Origin of the sequence: Methylocaldum sp. 14B (assembly GCF_002005105.1) — a bacterium.
GTDB lineage: Bacteria > Pseudomonadota > Gammaproteobacteria > Methylococcales > Methylococcaceae > Methylocaldum.
Genome location: NZ_MSCV01000042.1, coordinates 12,751 through 37,638, shown reverse-complemented (window position 1 = coordinate 37,638; position 24,888 = coordinate 12,751). Strand labels below are relative to the sequence as shown.

9 protein-coding genes and 1 riboswitch are annotated in these 24,888 nt (G+C 62.8%); of the genes, 7 read left to right on the top strand and 2 right to left on the bottom strand.

What is annotated here, in order from left to right; translation table 11 throughout:
• Window positions 1-17: 17 nt before the first annotated feature.
• The 7 genes from B2A78_RS22950 to B2A78_RS22920 all read left to right on the top strand — a co-directional run bounded on the left by B2A78_RS22950 (window position 18) and on the right by B2A78_RS22920 (window position 21,761).
• A complete protein-coding gene (locus B2A78_RS22950; protein WP_077732379.1) occupies window positions 18-9,212 on the top strand; it encodes a type I polyketide synthase in 9,195 nt (3,064 codons plus the stop codon).
• A gap of 162 nt (window positions 9,213-9,374) precedes the next feature.
• Window positions 9,375-15,905, top strand: coding sequence for a non-ribosomal peptide synthetase (locus B2A78_RS22945; protein WP_077732378.1), 6,531 nt, complete (start codon window positions 9,375-9,377; stop codon window positions 15,903-15,905).
• A 458-nt stretch (window positions 15,906-16,363) separates the two neighbouring features.
• A complete protein-coding gene (locus B2A78_RS22940) occupies window positions 16,364-17,626 on the top strand; it encodes an MFS transporter (protein ID WP_077732377.1) in 1,263 nt (420 codons plus the stop codon).
• Entirely contained in the window at window positions 17,607-18,299 is a 693-nt protein-coding gene (locus B2A78_RS22935) for a 4'-phosphopantetheinyl transferase superfamily protein (RefSeq protein ID WP_077732376.1), read from the top strand. Before B2A78_RS22940 ends, B2A78_RS22935 begins: the two co-directional genes overlap by 20 nt.
• 40 nt (window positions 18,300-18,339) lie before the next feature.
• Complete coding sequence (locus B2A78_RS22930; protein WP_168175530.1) at window positions 18,340-19,497, top strand: nitroreductase family protein; 1,158 nt, start codon at window positions 18,340-18,342, stop codon at window positions 19,495-19,497.
• Between the two features lie 27 nt (window positions 19,498-19,524).
• Entirely contained in the window at window positions 19,525-20,127 is a 603-nt protein-coding gene (locus B2A78_RS22925; RefSeq protein ID WP_168175529.1) for a 3-hydroxyacyl-ACP dehydratase FabZ family protein, read from the top strand.
• 386 nt (window positions 20,128-20,513) lie between these two features.
• Window positions 20,514-21,761, top strand: coding sequence for a glycerophosphodiester phosphodiesterase family protein (locus B2A78_RS22920; protein ID WP_077732373.1), 1,248 nt, complete (start codon window positions 20,514-20,516; stop codon window positions 21,759-21,761).
• A 637-nt stretch (window positions 21,762-22,398) separates the two neighbouring features.
• Here B2A78_RS22920 and pepA read toward each other — a convergent pair.
• A complete protein-coding gene (gene pepA, locus B2A78_RS22915; RefSeq protein ID WP_077732372.1) occupies window positions 22,399-23,265 on the bottom strand; it encodes a flocculation-associated PEP-CTERM protein PepA in 867 nt (288 codons plus the stop codon).
• Window positions 23,266-23,363: 98 nt separating this feature from the next.
• Window positions 23,364-23,444: riboswitch (cyclic di-GMP riboswitch) on the bottom strand.
• Between the two features lie 812 nt (window positions 23,445-24,256).
• The gene (locus tag B2A78_RS22910) at window positions 24,257-24,865 is read right to left on the bottom strand and encodes a hypothetical protein (RefSeq protein ID WP_077732371.1); all 609 of its coding nucleotides are present in this window, start codon (window positions 24,863-24,865) and stop codon (window positions 24,257-24,259) included.
• Window positions 24,866-24,888: the final 23 nt, after the last annotated feature.

The following is a 24,888-nucleotide window of genomic DNA, read 5'->3' as shown; positions in this document are numbered from 1 at the left end:
GCTGTCGGAGAAGCCTTATGTCCAAGCCACTCATCGAACTGTTCACCGGCCGGCCTGCCGACAAGGCGGCCTTGATCGAGCCCCGTCCCGCTCCGGGAACGCTATGCCCGGAGGAAAACCTGGCCTACATCTTGTTGCGCGCCGCGGCCACCGATCGCGGGGTTGTCTTCGTCCGGGACGAGCGTCACGAGACCCGCTTCTCGTATCAGGCCATTGCAGAGCAGGCGCGGATGCGGCTCGGCGCCTTGCGGGCCCTGGGGCTCAGGCGAGGCGATCCGGTCATGCTGATGTTCCGGGAAAGCCACGACTTCGTGGTGACCTTCTGGGCGGCCGTGATGGGCGGCATCATTCCCGCGCCGCTGGCCTATCCGCCATCGCTCACGGACGACAATGCGGTTCTCATGAAGCTGAAGGCGATCTGGAAACAGCTGGACCGACCGCTGTTGTTGTCCGATGCCTATATGGCGGAGCAGCAGTCCGTGGTGCGGCAGGCTCTGGGGGAAAACTCGATTCGTATCGAGGCGGTTACGGACCTTGCGGAACCCTCTACGCTCGCGGATCCGGATCTCGCCCGGCCCGATGACCTGGCATTCATACAGTACAGTTCCGGCAGCACGGGGACCCCCAAGGGCGTGATGGTGAGTCACGCCAATCTGATCACCAATCTGGAGGGCATCATCTTCGGAGCCGAACACGGTCCGGGCGACGCCTTCCTGAGCTGGATGCCGTACCACCACGACATGGGGCTCATCGGTTTCCATTTCGTTCCCATGGCCCTGGGGATCGAGCAGGTGAACCTGACCCCGTTCACCTTCGTTCGCAAACCCACGCTATGGATGGAAAAAATCAGCGAGCACCGCTCGACAGTAACGGGGTCTCCCAATTTCGGCTACCGCCATCTGCTCGGCAAACTGAAACCGGACCACCTGAAGCGCTGGGATTTGTCGTGCGTCAGAAACATTTATAACGGCGCGGAACCGATTGCCGCTGCGGTCATCGAGGAATTCATGACGACCCTGGGCCCGTGCGGGCTCAGGCCCGAGGCCATGTACCCGGTGTACGGCATGGCCGAGGCGAGTCTGGCGGTGACCTTCCCTCCGCCCGGAACGCTTCCGCGGGTGCACTGGCTGGATCGCCAGGAATTGGCGCAGGGGCGGGTGGCAGGCGCCGAGCCCCATGGCGAAAACTCCATCGCGGTCGTTGACGAAGGCTACCCTGTGCCGGGCTGCGGGATCCGCATCGTGGACGGCGACGGGCAGGTGCTTCCGGAAGGCCGGGTCGGCCGCATCCATATCTGCGGCCGCAATGTGACCGGAGGTTATTACAACAACCCTTCCGCGAATGCCGAGACATTTCACGACGGGTGGCTGGATACGGGCGACCTCGGTTTCATGATCGACGGGCGCCTGTGCATCAGCGGACGGGCCAAGGACATTATCTTCATCAACGGGCAGAATTTTTATGCCCACGACATCGAAGCGCAGGCGGAAACGGTTAACGGCGTAGACCCCGGAAAGACCATCGCCTGCGGTTGGCAGGACCCCGACTCGGGCGAGGAGAAAACGGCGATCTTCCTCGCGATACGCAACCCGGACAGTCCCGATGGGCGGGCCGTCATGGCCGAGGTATGGCAAAGGGTCAACCAGGTGCTTAACGTCGCGCTGGATTACGTCGTACCGGTCAAAGCCATTCCCAAAACCACGAGCGGAAAGCTCCAGCGTTACAAGCTCTTGGAGGAGTTCCAGCGGGGCGACTACGACGCCGTACGCCATTGCGGCGTCGATCTGGTGAGCGGTGCGCTCGAATCGACCGTTTCCGGCACCGAAAATTTGACGGATCTGGTCCGGGAGGTCTGGGCGGACGTGCTCGGCCTTCCGGCCGCTAGGATCAATCCGGACCAAGCCTTTCGTTCGTTGGGCGGCACGTCCATAAAGGCGGTGCAGATTTTGGGGCGGCTGGAAGACCGGCTGAACCGGCCTTTGGACCATGAACTGCTGCTGCGTTGTCACACCGTCCGTCAGATGGCGGACTGGCTGGGCGGACGGCCCGGCTCCGCCGTGGCGGCCAGCGCGTCGGACACCGGCGACGCGCAGGAAGACGCGATCGCGATCATCGGCACGGCCTGCCGGTTTCCGGGGAGCAATTCGCCGGAGGAATATTGGGAACTTCTGAGCCAGGGCCGGGAAGCCATCGGCGCCGTGCCCGCGGACCGTTTCGCGCTGCCGCAAGGCGGGCGGGAGGACTGGTGGCGCGGCGGCTTCGTGCGCGACGTCTACGCCTTCGACGCAGAGTTCTTCGGCATCAGCCCCGAAGAAGCCACCGACATGGACCCGCAGCAGCGTTTGTTCCTGGAGGTGGCCGCCGAGACCCTGGAGCGCGCCGGCTACTCCAGGCCGGCTCTGGATGGCGCCGACGTCGGTTTGTTCATCGGCGCGAGCCACAACAATCACATGGAATTCCTGGTCAACGCCTTGTGCGGCGACGCCCTGGAGAGCTTCGCCAGTCTGCGTCGCCTGCCGCCCAGCGAACGCGACGAACTGCTCAAGGAGTGGCAATCCCGCTTCGGGCGGTTCTCGCTGCACGTGAATACGGCGGTGGACAATCTGCTCAACATGATCGCGGCGCGTGTCTCCCATACCTTCAACTGGAAAGGTCCCAGTTTCACCATCGACAGCGCCTGTTCCTCGTCACTGGTCGCGGTGCATCTGGCATGCCAGAGCTTGCGCCAGGGCGAATGCTCGATGGCGGTTGCCGGCGGCGTGAGCCTCACCCTGAGCCATTTGCCGTTCCTGTTGTTCCAGCGCGCCGGCGCGCTGTCGGCTAGCGGCCGGTGCCGCGTCTTCGACGCTTCGGCCGACGGCTTCGTGCTGGGCGAAGGCGCCGGTGCGGTGTTGCTCAAACCGCTGTCCCGCGCGCTGGCGGACGGCGACCCGGTGCTGGCGGTGATTCGCGGCTCGGCGGTGAATAACGACGGGCAATCCCTTGGGGTCATGGCGCCAAACCCGGACGGCCAGCGCCAGGTCATCGATGCCGTATACCGCCAGTTCAAGATCGATCCCGCTTCCATACAGTTCGTCGAAGCCCATGGCACCGGTACTCCGCTGGGAGACCCGAGCGAGATCCGCGCCCTGACCCACGCCTTTGGCGGCTTGGCCCGGCAGAGTTGCGCGATCGGATCGGTCAAGGCGAACATCGGGCATCTGCTCAGCGCCGCGGGAATCGCCAGTTTGATCAAGGTCGTGCTGGCCTTGCAGCATCGGCAGATGCCGGGAAACATCAATCTGAACGAGCCCAGCCGGCAAATCGACTTTGCCAAGACGCCATTCCTGCCCCTGACCTCGACCCGCGTGTGGACAGTACCCGAAGGTGTCGCCCGGCGGGCGGCCATCAATTCCTTCGGTTTCGGGGGCACCAACTGCCATCTGGTGGTGGAGGAAGGCGTGGCGCGCGAGAAGCCGAAAGGCGTCTGGCCCTATCATCTGTTATTGCTCTCGGCGCGGAATCGATCCGCCCTGAATCGCACGAGCGAGCATCTCGCCGCCTACCTGGAGCGCAGGCCCGCACTGGATCCCGCCGACGTCTGCGCCACCTTGAACAGCCGACGCAATCACTACGCGTGCAGGGATGCCCTGGTCGTCGAATCGCTCGGCGAGCTCGCCAACGGGCTCAAGGGGCTGGAGAAACGCCAGCCCACGGAAACGGAATCGCCTCCGCCGATCGCGATGATGTTTACCGGCCAGGGCTCGCAGTATCCGGGTATGGCCGCCCAGCTTTACGAACTCTGGCCGCGCTTCCGGCGGGCCATGGATGAGGCCGCGGCGGCCTTCGATCCGTGGCTGGAAGCGCCTTTGTTGACCGCGATCTATCACCCCGAGGCCAATCCGGAGCAACTGGCGCGAACCGAAATCACGCAGCCGGCGATGTTTGCCGCCGACTACGCCCTGGGCCGCGCCTTGCTGGAGCTGGGTGTGCGGCCGGCCGCATTGATCGGGCACAGCGTCGGCGAGTACGTGGCGGCTTGCCTGGCCGGCGCCGTGGATTTGGCCGACGCCGCCAAGGTCATTGCCGCGCGCGGCCGACTCATGTCCGAGTTGCCGGGGCAGGGCGGGATGCTGGCGGTATTCGCGAGGGCCGATGAGCTGTCGGCGCATCTAGAGGACTATCGCGGACGCGTATGGTTTGCGGCCAACAACGGATCGCACCAGGTCGTGGCCGGCCATCGGGATGCCGTGGCCGAACTCGCCCGCATACTCGAAATCGAAGGGCGCCGCGTCAAGCCCCTGCGAGTGTCCCACGCGTTTCACACGCCGCTCCTGGAGCCCATGCTCGAACCGTTCTCCAAGGTGCTGGCCGAAGTGGAATGGCATGCGCCGCGGCTGCCCATCATTTCCAATATCACCGGCGATTGGCTCGGGGCCAACGGTCCCGACGCCAATTACTGGCTGCGGCATGTTCTTGAACCCGTCCGTTTCGAGCAGGGCATACGTGCCGCTTATGCCGGCGGCATTCGCACCTTCGTCGAATGCGGTCCGGACAGCGTTCTGACCCATTTGGTCGCCACCGTGCTGGCCGGGGAGCGCGTGACCTTGGCGGCCTTGTTGGATCGTCGCCGGGAAAATGCCAGAACCTTCTTGGATGCCCTGGGCACTCTCTACACGTCGGGCGTCAACCTGGATTGGCGCATGCTCGGCGAGGATTTTCCGGGACGGCGCATACCTCTCCCGGCGTATCCGTTCGAACGAAAAGTCTACCGTCTGCCTCCCTTGCCGCCGGCCGAATCGCAAGGCCAGGCATTGCTGCATCGCTGGGAATGGCCTCAAACGCCGCGAGGCGACTCCGTCCCGCTGCCGCCCGGTGCCCTATTGGTGTTTGCGGGCGAGGGGCAAGCGGCCTGGCTCGCGGCTCTGCGCATCCGTGTGGGGCCGGACCGCCCGCTTCTGGTGGTGCGGCCGGGGGCCGGCTTCTCGGCGGACGGCGGGAATTTCACGGTCAATCATTTGGATGCGGGCGACTACCGGCAGTTATGGCAATCGGTGCTGGCAGACTACGGCGCCCCCGCTGCGGTGGTCCATGCCTGGAATGCGGATTTGACGGGCGCGCCGCGAGACGATGAGGCTGCCCTGCACTCCGGCCTCTTCAGCTTGACGTTCCTGGCTCAGGCGATGCACGAGCCGAGTCCCATAAAACCGTGCCGGATACTCTGGTTGACCCGGCGCGCTCATGTTCTGGACAGCCTGGAGCCGGCACCCGATCCGTACCAGTTGCTCGGGATTACATTCGCCCTAGGATTGGGGGAGGAGAACGAACATCTCGTCGTGAAGGCGGCCGATCTGGATACCGCGCCGGCGGCTCCGGATGAGGACGTCGATACCATTCTTGCGGAACTGGGAACGGCGGAATTCGGCGGGGAGATACTTGCGATTCGCCGTTCTCTGCGCTTCCAGCGCCGTTTCGGCGCGGTCTACAACGAAACCGGCGTTTCGGAACCGCTGCTCAAGGACGGCGATACCTGCCTGATCACCGGCGGGATCGCCGGGATCGGAGCCGAAACCGCCCTTGCCTTGGCGCGATCGGCCCGGATAAACCTGGTCCTCACCGGACGGAGGCCTTTGCCTGCGCGGCAGGAGTGGGACGCCCTGCCGGCCGATCATCCCGATGCCCCGCGCGTGGCGCTGATCCGCCAGCTCGAATCCTTGGGCGCAACGGTGGATTACCATGCGGCCGACGCCGCCGATTCCGAAGCGATGACGAAAGCCATAAGGCGCCTTAGGGAACGCTTCGGCCGGCTGGACGGCATCATCCACTCCGCGGGAGTGGTCGACCGCAACGTTCTCCGCGCCACCGACAAGAGCGTCGAATCAATACGCTCGGTGTTGGCTCCGAAAGTCAAGGGCAGTTGGCTGCTTCATCAACTGACGGCCGACCAACCGTTGAAATTTTTCATCCTGTATTCGTCCATCGCCGCCACCTGTCCGCTGTGGGCGGCCAGCCTGACCGATTACGCCGCCGCCAACGCCTTCCTGGACGGTTTCGCGGAATGGCGAAACCGTTCCGGGGCGAAAGGCCGCACCTTGGCGCTCAACTGGTCGCTCTGGGACGAGAAGGGCATGGGTCGCGACGCCGGCCTGATGGCGCTGGTCCGCAGCAAGGGCTTGCGCGCCCTGGTTCCGGAAACCGCCTGTGCAGCCTTGTCGCGCGCGCTCGCTATTCCCGGCGCCTCGGTAGTGCACGTCATCGACTTCGAGGCGGAGGCGGAAAGCCCGGCGCCAGCTGCGGCGCCAGCGGCACATTCCCCGGTACCCGAGCCCGTCGAGCCGGCTCCGCGCGCCGCCCTGGCGGTGCAGGCCGCCGACTGGCTGGAGCTGGTACGCCAGCTCACAGGCGCTTATGTGAACGTAGCAGCGGAACAGATCGATTCGGGCCGCAAGTTTCATGAACTGGGTGTCGACTCGAAGGGGGCCGTCGAAATCGCGGAGAAGCTGGCAGCGATCCTGCGCCAGCATGTCACGCCGACTCTGTTGTTCGAGTTCCAGTCACCGCTGGACCTGGCGCGCCATCTGGAAAACCAGCACGGCCCGGAGTTCCTTGCCCGGTCGCAGGAGCCTGGCCCCGCTCGGACCATAACCATTACGACCACTGCCGCATCCCGCTCCGACCGTCGCACCGATGACCGCATCGCCATCGTCGGCATGAGTTTGCGGGTGCCCGGTTCTGCCAGCTCCGACGAATACTGGAACATGCTGGCGGAAGGGCGGTGCGAAATACGCGAGGTGCCGCGGGACCGCTGGTCTCCCGAGGATTATTTCGATGCCGCGAACCGCCATACCCACGGTAGTTACTCGAAGTGGGGCGGTTTCCTGGAACGTGCGCACGAATTCGATCCGCAGTTCTTCGGTATTTCGCCGCGCGAAGCCAAGGCCATGGACCCGCAGCAGCGGATTTTCATGGAAGTGGCTTACGAAGCGCTGCAACAATCGGGTTACGCCGGCGAAGGGCGTGCCGAGCGCCTCGGCGTGTTCGTCGGATGCGAGCAGAACTATTACGCGGAACATTTCATCAACCAGCAGCGTTATTGCCGGTTGCGCGACCGGATCAGGAGCACCGACTGGTACCGTCAACTTCCGATGGGGGCACGCGCCGATTGGGACGACGCGCTCCGTGAGGTTTTGCAGCCCGCGGAACTCCTGTCCGACGCCATAGCGGGCAACGGGCTGAACGAGATCGCCTGCCGTTTGAGCCATTGGCTGAACGTGCGCGGCCCGAGCCTGATCGTCAACACGGCTTGTTCCGCCGCCCTGGTGGCCACGCATCTCGCCTGCCAGAGCCTGCGCTCCGGCGAGTCGCGCATCGCCGTGGCCGGGGGGGCTTATCTGAACATGGGCTCCACCCCTTTCGTTTTTCTGAGCCGTGTCAACGCCATGTCGCCCGACGGCCGGTGTTATCCGTTCGACCGCCGTGCCAACGGCATGGTCCTGGGCGAAGGCGTCGCCGCCCTGGTACTCAAATCGCTGGCCGACGCCATGGCGGACGGCGACTACATCCACGGCGTGATCCTGGGCTCGGCGATGAACAACGACGGACATTCCTCCGGCCTGACGGCGCCCAACCCGGCCGGTCAAGCGGAGTGCATCGCCCGCGCCTACCGTGAATCCCGGGTCGACCCCGCCACGGTCTCCTATGTGGAATGCCACGGCACCGGCACATCCCTGGGCGATCCGGTCGAAGTGGAAGGCATGACCAAAGGCTTCCGCCAGTTTACCGACCAGCGCGGATACTGCGGCATCGGCTCGGTGAAATCCTCCATCGGCCACATGCTGTCCGCCGCGGGAATCCCCAGCGTCATCAAGGTGCTCTTGGCGATGCGGCACGACTATCTGCCGCCCACCGTCAATTACAGCGAGCCCAATCCCTACATCGATTTCGACGCTTCGCCATTCTACGTCGTGGACAGCCACGGCCGGCCGTGGCCCGGGAACGGACAGCCGCGGCGGGCCGGTGTCAATGCCTTCGGTTTCGGGGGGACTAATTGCCACTTGATTCTGGAGGAGCCTCCCCGCGCCGTGGATCAGCCTACCGGCATGGACCGGGTTCCGCTTTCCGATCCGCAACTGCTGTACCTGACGGCGCGCACGGAGAGCGCTCTGCGCGCCTACGCCAAGGCACTGCATGCGCATCTCGAGGAAAACCCATCCATTTCCGCCGAGCAGGTTGCCTGTTCACTCAATGGTGCCCAAAGAGAAATGAATTTCCGCGCTGCGGCGGTGGTACGTGGACGGGAAGATCTCTTGGCGGTCCTGGCCTCCGTGGCCGGATCGGGCAAGCACGACCGGCTTCTCTCGGGGCGCGCAAATCCGAAGCAGCCGCCCGCGATGGCATGGGTGTTCGACAATTGCCCGTGGCCGGAGGGAACCGCGGATACGCTGGCGCGACGGTATTCGGTCTTTGCCGACGCCTGGACCGATTTCCGGGCTGTACTTCCTCCCGGACACGAAACCGTGCCGCGCCTGCAGGCGGCGGCGGAACAGTACGCACTGGGTCGACTGCTGCGAGAGCTGGAGTTGGTTCCCGCCGGCCTTTGGGCCGAGGGAGCCTTGAGCCCGGTCGCCGCCGCGGTAGCGGGCTGGCTAAGTCCGGCCTCGGCCGCAGCCTTGCTGAACGGGGGCGATGCGGTTCCTGAGAACGGTGCCGGCGATCAAATCTGGCGAATTCCAATTCACACGATCGACGGAAAGATCTCCGTGGACAATCCGGAATGGGCGATTCGGTTGCGCTCCGCTGCGAGAAACCCATCCGAAAGCGTACAGCCTCCGACGGATGCACGCTTGCGAACCGTCCTTCTGGGGGGCAAAGGCGGCGAGGGGAAAGGACTTGTACGGATGATCGGGGCGGCGCCGGGCGACGAGAGTTTGTTGACCGCACTGGCGCGGCTGTACATCGAGGGCTTGAGATTGGATACGCGCCCCCTGTGTTCTCCCGTGCTTACCCGCGTATTGCTGCCGGCTTATCCCTTCGAGAGGAAGGAATTCCTCTACGACCCGCCTCCGGTGGACGTGGAAGAGACCGCCGACATCGCGGCCGCGCCGGAGCCGGCAGTCGCGCATTCTCAGGGCACAACTGCGAGCAAGGAGCCTCAGCAGAATATAGCCACCGCCCTCCTTGACGAATTGAACCGGATCATCCTTCCCCGGGAGCCTTTGAACGAGCATTCCTGAGAGAGTGCGAATAGACCTGCTGCGCCACCCGCCATCGCCTTTTATGTACTCGTCGTACTTCCTTGTACGACTGACGACGGCGGGCGGCTCGCGACGGTTTCTTCGCAAGCTCCGAGAACGGAAAAAATGACGAATACGCTGAATACGTGAGGACTTAAGACCATGCAAGACCATCCCGCCGCCCGGCTTGAGCAATGTGTGTACAAGGCTGTGGCGGAAGTTACCGGACACGCGCCGGACGATCTTTCGCCGGACCAATTCCTGGAGAGCGATCTCGGGTTGGATTCGATCAAGACCGTGGAGTTGATGAACGCCATTCCGCCTCAACTGCCGGACCACCTGCGGGACCCGTTTAACTCGCTACTCGCCGCCGGGACATTATTCCAGCTGCAAACCCTTGGGGAGTTGGTCTCGATGATCGGTGCCATGGAGAGCAGTGAAGCCGCCGCCACCGCGCCCGAGGCCGCCGCTGTCCGGCCTGACGACGGACTAGCTCGGATTTCCCACTCCACTCCTACTGCGGACGCCGATCCACTCGCTGTGGCGCACCGTCTTTGCGCAGCGCCCTCCGGCTGCGCGCAAAGTCCAGGGCAGCCCTCCTTGGCCGCCCGCTCGGCGGGCCGATCCTTGACCGGAGGATCGGCTCTCCCGCCTCGCCCCTCGCGCCGGCTCGACGTAGAGTCGGCTACGCCTTCGCCGCCGCTCGGTCCGTGCGGCGCGCCACAGCAGCGTCTCGACGCCCTCGCGACGAAGGGGGGCGAGAAATCCGAGCTAACGCGAAAAGTACGCGAGGTGGTCGCCGGAATTACGGGACACGATCCGTCCGAACTCGCGGACGACATGTTCCTGGAAAGCGACCTGGGGTTGGATTCAATCAAGACCGTGGAGCTCATGAATGCTCTGGGCACGGCATTGCCCGCGGAACTCCAGGATGCTTTCGGCGCCAAGCTCGCCTCCGGCGCGCTGTTCGGTATTCAGACTCTGGGCGAACTGGAGGCCCTGATTCGAGGTTCGGAACCGAACGCCCCGGTTCCGGCAGCCGTCGAATCGGACGATCCGTGCGCCGCAGGCGCGGTTTCGGATGTATCGGCCGATAAACCACAGGCCGCGGAACCGGCGGTGCGGCCGGTGGATATTCTGTTCTCCCAGTATCCGTTTTTGGTCTCCCATTGGGCAGTCTGCACGTGCAGCCTCAGTTCCAGAATCCGCCTGCAAGGTCCGTTTGACCCGGAAGCGGCGCGCCGCGCCTGGAACGCCTTGCTGGAGCGTCACCCGATGCTCAGGGCACGCTTCGTCATTCCGCCGGGGTGCCGTAGCCTGAAGGAATACCGCCTGGAAGTGCTGGACGGGGTGACCGCACCGACCGTCCTGGTGACCGATTTGCGCCACCTGGATGCTCCCGACCGCGAAGCTTTTCTGAACGACGAAACCCATCGTCTGCTGGACAAGGAGTGGCTGCTGGATCAATGGCCGGCGCATCAATTCAGCGCCTATCGCTTGGCGAACGATCTCCACGAGGTGATCTTCTCGAACCATCACGTATTCTCGGACGGTCTCAGCAATCAGCTGGTCATGCGCGAATTCGTCACTTTGTACGGTGCCGCAGCGACGGGACGTCCCGCGCCGCTGCCGCCCGGAACTTCCCTGGAGCGTTATCGGGAGACCGTGGAATGCATCAATGCCTGGCGGGATCCCGAGGCGGAAAAAACGCTAGAAGCGTTTCTCCGCGCCCAGGGCAAGGACCGTTTTTTCTGGAGTCCGGAAAAGAAGGGGCTGCCGAAGAATCCACGGGCCGCCAACCGGACCCACCACTTCAGTGCGGATGCCGCAACCACGGCGGCATTGCTCCGATCCGCCGGCAAATGGCGGCTGCCGGTGAACACCCTGTTGGTCGGCGCCTACTTGCGCGCTCTCAGGCGCTTCGATCTGAATCTGAAACAGGTGATCCTGAACATTCCCACCAGCGGACGCGTTTACCCCGGCACGGACGCCGGACACATGGTGGGTTGTTTCGCCCAGAATCTGGCCTTGACGCTACCGATGCCCGGAGAAGGCGAAGCTTTCGAGAACTATCTGCCGCAGGTACACGCGAGCATCGAGAGCGGCATCGCGGCGGGTTATGACCGGGCGCAAACGCGCCAAGCAGCCGTGGCGGCAATCGATCAACTTCGCCTCCAGGACGGTCGCGTCGGCGAGCCGCTGGCGACCCTGATCCGCTCCACGATCAAGTCGAACCTGTATCTGCCTTACATCGGTCAGACCCACATCGAGGAGGCGTGCGGGCCGCTACGTGTCGTCGAATATCACGCCGCGACCTCTACCAATCCCGGTACGCTGGACGTATTGGTGGAAGTCTTCCACGGCCGGTTCAATATGACCGCCAACTATGATGCGGACTACTTCGCTCGGGATTTGGTGGCCTCCATCGCCGAGGAATTCGTCCGCCAGATCGGCGCCGTGGCACAGGTCGCCGAGCGGCTCGCCGTACCCGCACCTTGCGCCGTCGCCAAGCTGGACGAGTTGACGGCGGCCCGATTGCTGCGAATCGCCGAGGAAGTCATGCATCGCGCGGTGGGGGCCGAGGCACTCGATTACGATCTGGAATCCGAGCTCGGCCTGGATTCGTTGGAGCGGATTCGCATCGTCGGCCGCCTGCAGCAACAGATGGGGCGGGTAGACACCCGCGCCCTGTTGGGATGCCGGCGGTTGCGGGAAATGGCGGCCCTGTTGCAGGGACCGGGTGCCGCCCATGGAAGCGGAACCGCCGCCGAAAACACTGTAGCTCCGCTGGCCCCGCTCTCGATTCCGCAACCTGCTGCGGAAGAGCTGCCTCCCATCCCGTATCTGCACGTGCAGGCTCAATGCCGCCGCAGCGCGGAAGCACTGGCGGTGCAAGCGGAGCACGAGGAACTGTCCTATGGCCGGCTTCATGCCGAATCGAACCGGCTGGCCCACTTCCTTCGAGTCCGCGGCGTGCGGCCCGGTATCGTGGTGGGATTGCTGCTGACCCGCTCGCCCAATTTCGCGACGGCGGTGATGGCGGTGCTCAAGGCCGGCGGCGCCTACGTCCCCCTCGATCCGGCCTATCCCGCTGCGCGCATCGAATACATCGTGGGGCACGCCCGCGTCGACACCATCCTCACCGAGGAAGCCGTCCTGGAAGCCATGGGCGGAGCGGTAACCGCCGCCTTGCCGGCCCGCAACTTCCTGCTCATGGACTGCGATTACGCCGGCCTGCATCGTGCCGACTCCCATAGCGGCGGCCATCGCGATTGGTTGGGGCGCGCGGCCTGGGCGAGCTATCCGGAACACGATCTCGAATGCCTGAACAGCCCGGACGATCTGATGGTGGTGCTCTATACCTCGGGTTCGACCGGCACTCCCAAAGGCGTGGCCCTGGCCCATCGCGGTTACATGAATCGCCTGGTCTGGCATCAAAAGCTGTTTCAGCTTCAGCCGGGCGAACGGGTCGCCCAGAGAACGTCCATTTGCTTCGATATCTCGGTATGGGAACTCTTCTGGCCGTTGATGTACGGCGGAGTCGTGTGCCCGGTCGGCGCGGACGTGCTGCGCGATCCCTGGCGGCTGGCGGATTGGATCGAGACCCGGCGGATCGCCGCGATGCACTTCGTGCCTTCCCTGTTCGGCGAGTTCCTGATGGCCATCGAGGATAAACCGCTCCGCTCTGAACACCTGCGATGGCTGATTTTCAGCGGCGAGGCGCTGCCAGTGGCTTATGTGCAGCGCTGGTTCGACCGCTGCGGCGACCGGGTGGGCCTCGCGAACCTGTACGGCCCGACCGAAGCGTCGATCGACGTGACGGCACATCTGATGCACTCCCGTCCGGGGGAAGGGACGCTTCGCATCCCGATCGGGCCGGCCATGCCGGAGGTCTACCTGCTGGTGCTGGACGAGAACATGCGCCCCGTACCGGAGGGCGGCGTGGGCGAACTCTGGATTGGCGGCGTGCAGTTGGCTCAGGGCTATCTCCACGATCCGGAGCGGACCCGCGAGAGTTTCCGTGACAATCCTTTCTCCGGCATACCCAGCCGCTGGCTATACCGTACCGGCGATCTGGTCTCGCGGTTGCCGGACGGCAGCTACGACTTCCACGGGCGCATCGACAGTCAAATCAAGATTCGCGGTTTCCGGGTGGAGCTGGGCGAGATCGAAACCGCTCTCGGAGCTCTGCCGGGTATACGCGAAGCTGCGGCGCTCGCCGTCGACACACCCGACGGGCACAAGAGGCTGGTGGCCTGGCTGGTCGGCCGCGAAATTCCGTTGAAAGAACTACGCTCCGCCCTGGCGAAACAACTTCCCGAGTACATGCTGCCTCACGAGGTTCGTCAGGCCGACGCTTTGCCGAAAAATCACAACGGCAAACTGGACCGCAAGGTTCTCAAACAGTGGACGGAAACCGGCAACGCGCCCCCCGGCAAGGCGGTGCCCGGCGCGCCGGAGGCGAAGCTGCCGTTCGCCGATCCGACGGCCGGTTTGCCCCTGGGGCCGGCTCAATTGTGGATCACCCACTTCTTCCAGCCTCCTTACCAATGGGCCGGCTACACCCGATTCCGCTATTTGCAGCCGCTGGATGTCGACGTTTTCCGCGAGGCCATCGACGTCCTTGCCCGGCGCCATCCCGTGTTGCGTTCCCTGTTTTACCAGGAGCACGGCGAATGGCGGCAGACCGTGGCCCTGCCCGAGGCGGAATTCAGCCTCGATTTCTACGACGGCTCCCACCTCACGGCCGAACAGCGCAGCGCGGAAATCCGGCGGCTGGTGAAGGAAATCACGGATGAACTGCGCATCGACCGGTTTCCGCTGTGGCGGGTGCTCGTCATCAAAGAGCATCAGAACGCATACGATCTGACTATCGTGGGTCACCACATGATCAGTGATCTGGTCAGCAACAGCATACTGTTCCGAGAGCTTTGGCAGATTTACGGGCAGTTGCTGGTCAATCAGACGCCGGAACTTCCCGCTCTGCCGCCGTCGTATTTCGATTTCGTGCAGTGGTTGGCCCAACCGGCGCAGCAGGAGGCGCAGCGCCGTTATGCGGAGTATTGGCGTACTCGTTTTCCGAGCCGGGAGTACGCGTTCCAGGTGCCGGTCGACCATCATCTCGGCGCGAATGACGAGGCTTCTTCCGCCAGCGAGCGCTTTCTACTCAGCCACTCGGACTTTCATGCGCTGAACGAGGCGCGCAAGCATCTCCAGGGTCAGCTCTATCATCTCCTGCTGGCGGCGGCGTACCGGCTCATGTCCGAATGGACCGGCCAGTCTTGGGTGGTTCTCAGCCATCGCTCGCACGGACGCGATCTGGGCAACGGCCTGGCTTTGTACGAAAGCGTGGGCAATTACGCCGTCAATTTCCCGGTTGCCGTGGATCTGGTCTCCGGGGAAAGCTGGAGTGAATTGATCGGCCGGATTGTCCGCGGTTTTTCCGAAGCACCGTTGAACGGCGTCAGTTTCGATGTGGTAGGTCGCCAGCTGCCCGCGCACATCTATCCGGACAACAATTTGACCCCGGTGCGCGTCAACTATTTGGGAAACCGGAGCTTACCGAAATCCAACATCTTCGAGTTCGTCGATACGGATTGGGATCAGCGCTACTCGCCCCCGAGCCAGCAGCGCATCTCCCTCATCGAGATCTTCCTCTCCATGGTCGAAGGCGAACTCCACGTCGAGATCAATTATTCCCAGAACTTTTTCAAGGGGGAGACCATCAAGCGCCTCGGCCTGCGCTACCTGGAGTTGCTGGCCGACCTGAGCGAAAACGCGAATTCGCCGGCGGGGCTTCGCCTCGCGAGTTTGCCGGCGGTGATGACGGGCGAGCCTCCCGCCTTGATACCGCTGAAAACGCCCCGGCTGGAAGAAATTCCGCTGTCGGCACGCTCCGGCAGCTGGGCAGGCAAAGTGGCGCTGGTTACCGGTGCGAGCCGCGGTATCGGCCGCGCGATCGCCCTGAAACTCGCCGGTCAGGGCGTTGCCGTGGCGCTTTCCGCCCGCGATCGGGCGGGGCTTGAAGCCGTTGCCCGGGAAATCGCCGGCAGTGGTGGCACCGCTGTGGTAACTCCGGCGGATGTACGGAACCTCGCGGAGGTGCAACATTTGGTGAGCGAAGTCCTCCGCCGCTTCGGTCATCTGGACGTGCTGGTCAACAATGCCGGAATCACCGGAATGTCCGCCTTGGCGACCTCCTCGCCGGATGAGTGGAAGCGCATCGTCGAGGTCAACCTGTTCGGCGTCTATCATCTGTGTCGGAGCGTGGCGCCGCACATGATCGAGCGGCGCAGGGGGAAAATCGTGAATCTGGGTTCCGATTCCAGCCACATCGGCTACCCCCTGTTCAGCGCCTATGCCGCCTCCAAGCATGCGGTTCTGGGCCTTACCAAGTCGCTGAGCGAGGAACTGAAGCCGCACAATGTGCAGATCAACGCGGTTTGCCCGGCGTTCGTGGACACCGACATGACGCCGCCGGGATACCGGGCGCGATCGATCCCGGTCGACGCGGTTGCGGACGCGGTGGCCTTCCTGGCGTCGTCGGAGGCCGACTGGATAACCGGCCAGCACCTGTGCGTCTACGGCCGTCAAGACATGTACTGGTTCGGCTCGGAAAAAATGGCCGCCCTGGAGACGATATCGGGAGCCCGGAAACCGGACAACCTGACCACGGAGCGTCGGCATGCCTAGCCCGCATTTCTTATCCCCCTTCGTCGCGAGGGCGCCCAGACGCCGGTGGGGCGCGCCGCACGGACCGAGCGGCGGTGTCGTGGTAGGTCGGCAATCCTTTGCCGACGAGCGTGTGTCGGGAAAGGATTCCCGACCTACGATACGACGTCGAGCCGGCGCGAAGGGCGAGGCGGAGCTTGTAGGATGCGCTGAGGCACGAAGCGCCCTTCGACTAGGCTCAGGACAGGCATCAATCGCGAACGATGCGGTTCATGCCGGACCGTCCCGGTCCGGCACCCTTCGGGCGGCTTCGCCGTGCAACTCGGCCTCGCCACGCTACGCTGTCCCGCTTCGCTCGCGAGTCCGGGGCAGACCGTCCCTGGCCTGCCCGCTCGTCGCGTTGCGTCTCGCCCTGCCGATTTGTCACTTCGTTCAGCACATCCTACGTCATACTCATCGCGATTGGACGGAGGTGAGAAATGGGGGCTAAATCCTGCCCCCCGACGCCCGAGCATCCGCTGGCGGGCGTCGCTCTGGGTACGCTGTATGCGCTGGGCGGGCTGTTGGGGATATCGCTTGGAATCCTCAACCCCATCGTTGCCATCTTCATGGAAGAGCGCCACGTCGACGGCGTGCTGATAGGCGCCAACGCATCGCTGTTGTTTCTCTGCGTTGCGCTGGCTGCGCCTTTCGCGGGTCGGGCGCTGCGGCGGATCGGTCTGCGCCGCGTCGTGGCCGTGGGCCTGCTGGCATACGCGACTGCGGCCGTTTCGTTCCCTTGGCAATCGGACATCGGATTGTGGTTCGCCTTAAGGGGCTTGATGGGCTTGGGCATGGCCTGCGCGATGATCGGCACTCAAACCGCCTTGTCCTGCTTTGCCGGCGAGGAGCGCCGCGCCGTTGCCAACGGCGTTTACGGTCTATGCTTCGGGATAGGGCTGGCGGTCGGGCCGGTCGTGGGTTCGTACCTATACGGGCTGGCCCATCATCTGCCTTTTACTGTCGCCACCGTGCTCCTGGTTCAAGCTGCGGTTCTGGTGGCTATCGGCTTGCCCGGAGCGCGCGCCGAACCGGAACGCGCTAGCGGCCGACTTCTGCTGCGGGCGGGAATTCCGGTGCAGGCCGTATTGGCCTATGGTTTTGCGGAAGCCACGCTGCTGACCCTCTATCCTGCCGTTCTCGTGCGCCAGGGTTTCACCGCCATGGCTACCGCCCATCACCTGGCGGCTTTCGTGCTGGGGGGATTGCTGGGCACTTTGCCGGTCAGCCACCTGGGGGATCGGCTGGGTTATCGCCGTGTACTGTTCGGTTGCGGCATGGGAGGCATCGTCGCTTTGGCGGTGCTGATGCGGGTCGACTCGGTTAGCGCCCTCATCGGCGATGTCTGGGTACGCCTGGGGCAGGAGGGCCAACCGATCAGTGCCGAATACGTCGCCGGAGGCGCGGCCTTCGCGACCGGACTGACATTGGGGCCAGTGTTCGCTCTGGCCCTGGCGCTTCTGGCCAGGATCCTGCCCCGCGCCGATTTGCCCGGCGGCACCGCTTTGTTTACCGCGGCCTTCGCCGTCGGATCGGCCGGAGGCCCGTGGTTGTCGGCATGGATCATGCAGCATGGGGGCGGCCAGCACCTTTTTACGCCGTCCATGGCCCTGTTCGGGATGCTCGTGTTCAGCCAGGCCGTGAGCTGGTTGTGGCGCTGGCTCAGGAGTTTCGCGAGCGACTATGCCATCGATACCCGTTGAACCGATACGACGACCTGAGGGTTTGTTCCCCGGAGAGTTATTCGTCGTCGCCTGGACCGAACAGCTCTCGGACCCGTCCGAATTGTTCGAGGAAGAACGGATGCTGGTCGATGGGGCCATAACGAAACGCCGGAAGGAATTCGCCACCGGGCGCGTTCTGGCGCGGAAGGCGGTTCGACATCTCGGGGTCGAGCCGGCGCCGATTCTTCGGGACGAATCCGGCGCGCCGATCTGGGGACGGGATATCGTCGGCAGCATCAGCCATACGGAAGGCATGGTAGCGGCCGTGGCCACTCGGCTTCGGTTCGCTCGCGGAGTAGGGGTGGATGTGGAATGCCGGCAAAACCCGTTCCCCTGGCGTGCCATCGATTCCATCGCCTTGCCGGAAGAGCGCGCCTGGTTGGACTCGCTGCCGGACGGTTGTCGCGAGTTGGCCGCCTATGTCCTGTTTTCGGCCAAGGAAAGCGCCATCAAGTGCCTGTATACGGCCGCCGGTTCCTTGGCCCGTTTTAACGATCTGGCGGTGCGTATGGACTTCTCGAGCGGCGTTTTCGTGGTCGATCCGACTTTTGGCTCCGCGCTGAACGAAGTGCGACTGGTCGGCCGTTTGGGTTGGAACGACACTCACATATTCACCGGGGTGTGGTGGCCGGCGCCAGACTACAATTCATGAAAGAAAGAGTTCGGTAAGGCCGATGAAAAGGAAACGAAGCATGATCCGCCCCGATCCGATATTGCAGAGCCGTCGGCGATTTCTCCGCCAGACCGGCGCTCTCGCGGTCGGAGCAGCCGCGTTTCCCGCATTGTTCAGGGCAGCCCCTGCGGTTGCAAGTGCCTCGCCGTACGTCGCATGGGAGCAAACGGCAAAGGGAGATCTGACCGATTTGGAATACGTGGCGTTGTGCGGCACGTTGGCCGCGAATGCTCACAACACTCAACCCTGGGCCTTCAACCTGCTGGGCAATCGGATTGTTCTCTACGCCGATCTGGCGCGCCATCTCGGCCAGGCCGATCCCCGCCGCCGGCTCATGTTGATGGGCTTGGGCTGTGCCACGGAGAACATGGTCGTCGCGGCGGCTCAACTCGGTTATGCGGCGACCGTGTCCGATGCTGAGGCCGATGCGTTTCTGCAAAACGGGGGCCGCTGCGCGTCGCTCGAACTGGCGCGGCGCTCTGACTCAAATACCCATCCCTGGTTTCCGGCCATATTCCGCCGCCAAACCACCCGAGCCGAGTTCGAGCCATTGCCGATTTCCCGGAACGAGTTCACGGAAAGCCTCAATGAGTATGGCGAACTTCCCGGCACCCACCTCGCTTGGTACGGTGCCGCTCACGAATGGGAAGCCATCGTTCGGATCGCCGCCGATGCCGTGGCCGAGTTCGTGGCGAACGATGCGGCGTACCGAGATTCAATGTCGTGGTTCCGCCGTTCCAGACGGGAATGGGAAGCGAGCCGCGACGGGATTTCCATCTTCACCAGCGATGCCCCGTGGTTCGTGAAGGAGTGGGTGGAGTTCCTGTCCACCCCCGAGGATTTGGTGTCGTCCGAGTTCCGCCAAGGCGAGATCGATGTAGTGAAGCGGCTCGCCGAAGCCACGCCGCTTTGGAGCGTGGTCTGGAGCGAGCGGGATACGCCGGACGCCTGGTTGCAGGGCGGACGGCTGATAGAGCGGATTTACCTGGCGGCCGCTGCGCAGGGACTTGCAGTTCATCCTTTGGCGTACCCCACCGAATCGCCCGTAGGGTCGCCCGGTTTGGCGAAATCCCTCGGTCTTCCTTCAGGGGCGGTGCCGCTAATGCTGTTGCGCGTCGGCCTGGCTAGGCCTTTGGAGCGTTCCGTGCGCCGGTCACTTCAATCGGTACTTCGTTGATCAATGGTCTCAAAAGCAGGCGGTGTCATGCTAGATAAGATTCTTTCTCTCCGGAACTCTCCGATCCATACCCGTCATTTCATCAGCCGCATCCGGGAATTGCTCGACTCGGGATTGGACTCGGCAATCCATGAGCCGATGCGGACGCAGCACACGTTATTTCCTACCGCGGAGATTGACGTCGCCTTGCCCAAAGTGGGACGCGACATGATCAGCCAAGTAATTCCCCACCGCGGCGAAATGCTGTTGCTGGACTACATCGCCTGGGTCGACGACGCCTTCCGTCGCGGCCTTGCGGTCAAAAAAGTCAGGGAAGACGAGTTTTGGGTGGCCGGCCACTTCCCCGGGCATCCCATTATGCCCGGCGCGCTCATGCTCGAAGCCGGCGCGCAACTGGCCTTGTACTTGTCCAATCGGCGGTTGGCGGAACCTGCGGTCGGGCTGTTTCTGCGTATCGAGAACGCACGCTTCCGAAGCTCCGCCGCCCCCGGCGACCAATTGCTCATACTGTGCGAAAACGTCGATCAAGCCCGCAATATCTTCTATTACGACGTGCAGGGATTGATCGAGGATCGTATCGTCTTCGAGAGCCGAATCGTCGGCATGCTGTCCAAAGTGAAAAAGAAATAAGCGCTTGAGGCATCGAATAGCGGCTGCCGTTCAGAAACTCCGGATCGGATGATGGCTTCCGTCCGGATTCCGCGTCGACTGCCGCGGCTCGTATAGGCTGAACGGAGAGAGCGCAATCCGGCCCACCTTGACTAAACCCGCTTGGGCAACCCGCCAAACTTCACCTAACGAACGCTCCTCGGGAGCCGCGTATCCGCACGCCAGCGCCGGAAGGCGTCGGCATGATCAGGGCCGCTGTAGCGCTCTCGGAAACTCCGAAAACCCGCTCAACTGTCACGAGACCTAAACCGTTCAGTCACATTGATGGCACAAATGGCGTGTACGGTCTGTACTGGGCCGAATGGGCTCAACCCACCTTCACTAAACCAGAACAACAGGAGTGATAGATGCGTCCACGATTGATCATGATTGCCTGTGCGGCAATGACGGCAGTATTTCCCGGTCTCTTCGCCACCGCGTCGGCGTCCGATAATAGCCAAAGCGTGCAGTTGGGGCCTCGGCCGTTTTTCCTGGTTAACGATATGGAAGACGGCGAACTCAAAAACGAGCTTCGGAGATGTGCGAAAGGTCCCTTCAAAAAGACCGATTTCTCGATCGGTCACCGCGGCGCCGCTCTGCAATTTCCCGAACACACCAAGGAATCCTACGAAGCCGCGGCCCGCATGGGCGCCGGCATTCTGGAATGCGACGTGACCTTCACCAAGGATAAGGAATTGGTGTGTCGTCATGCGCAGAACGATCTTCACACGACTACGAATATCCTTGCCATCCCCGAGCTGGCCGCCAAGTGCACGAAGCCGTTCTCGCCGGCCACCTTCGATGCCAGCGGCAATCTCCTCACGCGCGCCACGGCGGAATGCCGCACCAGCGACATCACCCTGGCCGAGTTCAAAACCCTTCGCGGCAAGATGGATGCGTCAAACCCCCGCGCTAGAACCGTGGACGAATATCTCGGCGGCACGGCGAATTTCCGCACGGATCTCTACGCCGGCCCGACCAGCGGCACCCTGCTTACGCATAGGGAAAGCATCGAGCTTTTCAAGAAACTGGGCGTGAAGATGACTCCCGAACTGAAGAGCCCTAGCGTGGCCATGCCTTTCGACGGCTTTTCCCAGGAGGATTTCGCCCAGAAAATGATCGACGAGTATAAGGAAGCGCGCGTTTCCCCGAAAAAGGTCTTCCCTCAGTCCTTCAGCATCGACGACGTGCTCTACTGGGTCCGCTACGAACCCGCCTTCGGCAAGCAGGCCGTGTATCTGGACGACGCCGAAACGGTCGCCGATCTGCCCGATGCTGCCACCTTGGCAAGCTACAAGACCATGGGCATCAATATCGTGGCGCCGCCGACGTTTGCTTTGTTGGACCTGGACGCCGGCGGCAACATCGTGCCCTCGGAATACGCCAGGAACGCCAAGGCCGCGGACCTGGATATCATCACCTGGACACTGGAGCGCTCCGGAATTCTCGCCGACGGTAATAATGGGTTCTATTTTCAGACCATCGATTCCGCCATCAAACGCGAGGGCGACGTAATGAAAGTGCTCGACGTGCTGGCGAAGGATGTGGGTATTCGTGGCGTCTTCGCCGACTGGGCCGCGACGGTGACCTATTACGCCAACTGCAAGGGACTGTAAGGGGCACTGTAAACCCGATCACCGAGCGATCGGGAGCGAGAAATCGAAGCCTCCGGCGGGGTTTTGTTGCGTGAGGTCCCAAGCCTGCATAGTTCATGAAAGGAGGGTGGGCGGAATCGAAAAGCCCTTAAAATTCAACTGCTGACATTGAATTTTTGAGGAGATTCCGCCGTGATCCATGGTACCGGACAACGTGAACTGTTCGCGCACGTGGCGCGCCGCCGGATCGGCTCATCCCGGACTTCGACGCCGCCGATGATCTCGCGGCTCCCTGGCGCCAAGCAGCACAAACCCACTTTGCCGCCACCGAGGACAAACAACGGGTGTCGGCTAGCTCTTGTTGGAAGCCCTGCGCCGGAGGGGGCTCGCCGGCGCCGAACTGGCTCGCGCGCAGTGTTCGAGCCCGAGGGTGAAGTTCCTCAAGAGTTGTCGCGGACTTTTAGCGACGCTGCGTCATGAGGATGATAATTGCAGCACTGGCCTCGGCCGTTCCGGCTGGCGGTCGGCTCGAGGAACCGGACCGGGATAAGCGCCGGCCCGGTTGTGACGTTCGGCCGCGCCGTCTGCTTCCGCAGTCAGCGAAGCAGATTTGCACCGAATCCTCGCCCATTCACCAAATGGGCTTGCCATGCGAGGCTCACGCAGCCAATTTGCTGGAACGGCGAGAGATGACGCTCATGCCGGCCAAGGCACTAGCGAGCAGCCAGAAGGCCGCTGGAACCGGTACCGCCGTCAGCGTGAGCGATCCATCCGCCTGGTAGAGAATGCTCGTCGATGTAACCGGTATGCCGCCGACCGAAGAGATGGCGGGAGGTGCGGTGGGGTTTCTGACGAACAGGGAGAACAACGACTGGCCGCCGCCGATGGTATCGGGATCGTATACCGCCGAATCATAGAAACTGGTGTTTCCGACGAAGGTAAATTCGCTCGAGGTTACGCCAAGACCGGAAGGAAACTGGGTGCTTACCGTGACGACCCCGGTTCCGCCCGTCACCGATCCCTTAAGAATATTGGTGCCGTCCGTGATGCCCGTGTCACCGGTTACGTCGCGATTGACGGCGCTGTCGAAAAACAGGTCCAGCGAGCCACTCAACACCTGGAAGTTGATGGTCCACAGCCCGTTGCCCAGATTCTGCGCGTTCGTGACTTGTGTTTGGAAAGCCGACTGGGTGGTCAACTCGTAAGAGACGTTCAGTTTGGGGTTGCTCACCGTGGAGGTGCCCAACTGATGGTTGGTGACGTAAGACTGGTACACGCCTGAATAGATGTCTCCCACCGTAATTTGGGAGGGATTGGCGATCGTGTCCGGTACGAGCAATGCCAGACCGCCGTCGCCCGCCGCGAAGTCGTAAGTATCGAAGGGACCGACCACTTCGCCGGCCGAACCGCCCACGACGGTGTAGTCCGCGGTACCCACCCAGTTCGGCAAGGTTGCCGCACCGGCAGTACTTGAGAATCCGACGCCCGTCAAAGCGAGCGCCGAAATGATCTTACTTGGTTTCATCCGAATTACCTTTTCACTGTGTTGACGTTGAACTCACAGTGATGTCCGTGATTCTGCCCACAGGTGGTGAGCGGTGCCACGGTCCTCCCCATCACTCGGGAGGCGGCCCGGCGATCTCGACAAACGCGAGACCCGTGGCTTTCCGGCCCCGCCTCACGGCGGGTGTGGCTCTTCGGCAAACACGTTCAGCTGGTCCTACAGCTTGACGTGACCGGTAACCGACCTAAGCCTCCTTGCTCATTTTTTCGAAATACCCGGTCAAATTAAGCCGAGACTGTTACACGTCAGTTAATGATTGGTTAAATCTATGTAATCAATTTATGACAAATGACTCGTCGGAGACCGATTAGGTGGATTCTGTCCAGTCTCCTTCTCCATGAGCCAGTGAGCCAGGCTCAAAAAAGTGGACACCATCAATCGCGTAAATCCGGTGATTGGTGGTGGAACGAGATGGCGAAATTACCGAGACAGCCGTTCAAGGCCGAGCTTCGTGCGCAGGTGATGAGATGAGCCAGCGAGGGGAAACCATTCGTGCTGGAAGCGGCGCGGCGGCAGCGGATGGCGATAGACCGAAGGCACTCTGCCGATACGCCAGGTCGAATCGGCGGATCAGGTCCCGCTTGGTCCCCGGCCGCCTGCATCCGTTGGTCAGGCACCTCGAAAAACTTCGAGGTGCTCGTAAGCCAAGCCCAAGCCGCGTTTGGGCTTGGCGAAGAGAAAAACCGCCGGGAAGGTCTTGGTTCGGAGCCTGATCACGTTTCCGCCAGCCGTACACCGGCCCGCGTCCACACGAAGAGCCGAGCGAATTGGGACGGGTTAGCTTTGGCAACGGCTGGGATCAAAGCCTATCTTCGTAGACTTAGAGCGTTTTCATCTCGCTCGTACGACAAAACAGGCTTGGCGGAAGTCGTTGGCGCCTTCGGCTCGGGTGAATGGATTCAAGCATTCGTAGGTCGGCAATCCTTTGCCGACAAACCCGTTGGCCCAACGGCTATCTTCGTAGACTGAGTGCGCCGATCGTACAACCTTTTCGGCATGCACTCCGCACCACCAGCCCCGAGATCCCGCTGGCGAACAGCCAAAAGGCGGCCGGTACGGGAACCGCGCTGGACTGAATGCTCAAGGACAGACCGGCATTGGCGGCGAGCGGCCCCGAGAGGCTGAAGAACAATCCTTGATTGGGTTCGGACGGATTGCCCAACACGCCCAAATCAATATTTCCGGCGTACAACGCCTGGAAATTGAGCGTCGCCAGAGTCAGTGTCTGATTAGCCGGAAGATTGGGGATGCCGGGGAAGGCCGATCCCGCCAAATCCAGTCCGAGCAGGCCGCTGTCATCGCTGAAGGACGGCGAATACGTGACGCCGGTGAACTGAGCGGCGGTACCGTTCAGCACCGTGTCGAATCCGAACGCCAGCAATTCATCGGAAGCGTCCAACCCATCGAAGGGCTGAGTCAACGTTAAATCGATACTGAAGCTGTCGCCAACCAGCACGGGGGCATTCCCGACCAAATTGAGCGACACCACGGCCGAGTGGGAAGGGGCCACGGCCAATAGCCCCAGAATGGCAATTGCGAGGCGGGCTTTAAAAATCAACATCGTTTATCTCCAGTTAGGGGTAA

Excerpts from the sequence above, each read along its gene's own strand:
- B2A78_RS22950 (WP_077732379.1), top strand. The coding sequence starts at position 18 with ATGTCCAAGCCACTCATCGAACTGTTCACCGGCCGGCCTGCCGACAAG.
- B2A78_RS22945 (WP_077732378.1), top strand. The coding sequence starts at position 9,375 with ATGCAAGACCATCCCGCCGCCCGGCTTGAGCAATGTGTGTACAAGGCT.
- pepA (WP_077732372.1), bottom strand. The coding sequence starts at position 23,265 with ATGAAACCAAGTAAGATCATTTCGGCGCTCGCTTTGACGGGCGTCGGA.
- B2A78_RS22930 (WP_168175530.1), top strand. The coding sequence starts at position 18,340 with ATGATCCGCCCCGATCCGATATTGCAGAGCCGTCGGCGATTTCTCCGC.
- B2A78_RS22940 (WP_077732377.1), top strand. The coding sequence starts at position 16,364 with ATGGGGGCTAAATCCTGCCCCCCGACGCCCGAGCATCCGCTGGCGGGC.
- B2A78_RS22935 (WP_077732376.1), top strand. The coding sequence starts at position 17,607 with ATGCCATCGATACCCGTTGAACCGATACGACGACCTGAGGGTTTGTTC.
- B2A78_RS22920 (WP_077732373.1), top strand. The coding sequence starts at position 20,514 with ATGCGTCCACGATTGATCATGATTGCCTGTGCGGCAATGACGGCAGTA.
- B2A78_RS22910 (WP_077732371.1), bottom strand. The coding sequence starts at position 24,865 with ATGTTGATTTTTAAAGCCCGCCTCGCAATTGCCATTCTGGGGCTATTG.
- B2A78_RS22925 (WP_168175529.1), top strand. The coding sequence starts at position 19,525 with ATGCTAGATAAGATTCTTTCTCTCCGGAACTCTCCGATCCATACCCGT.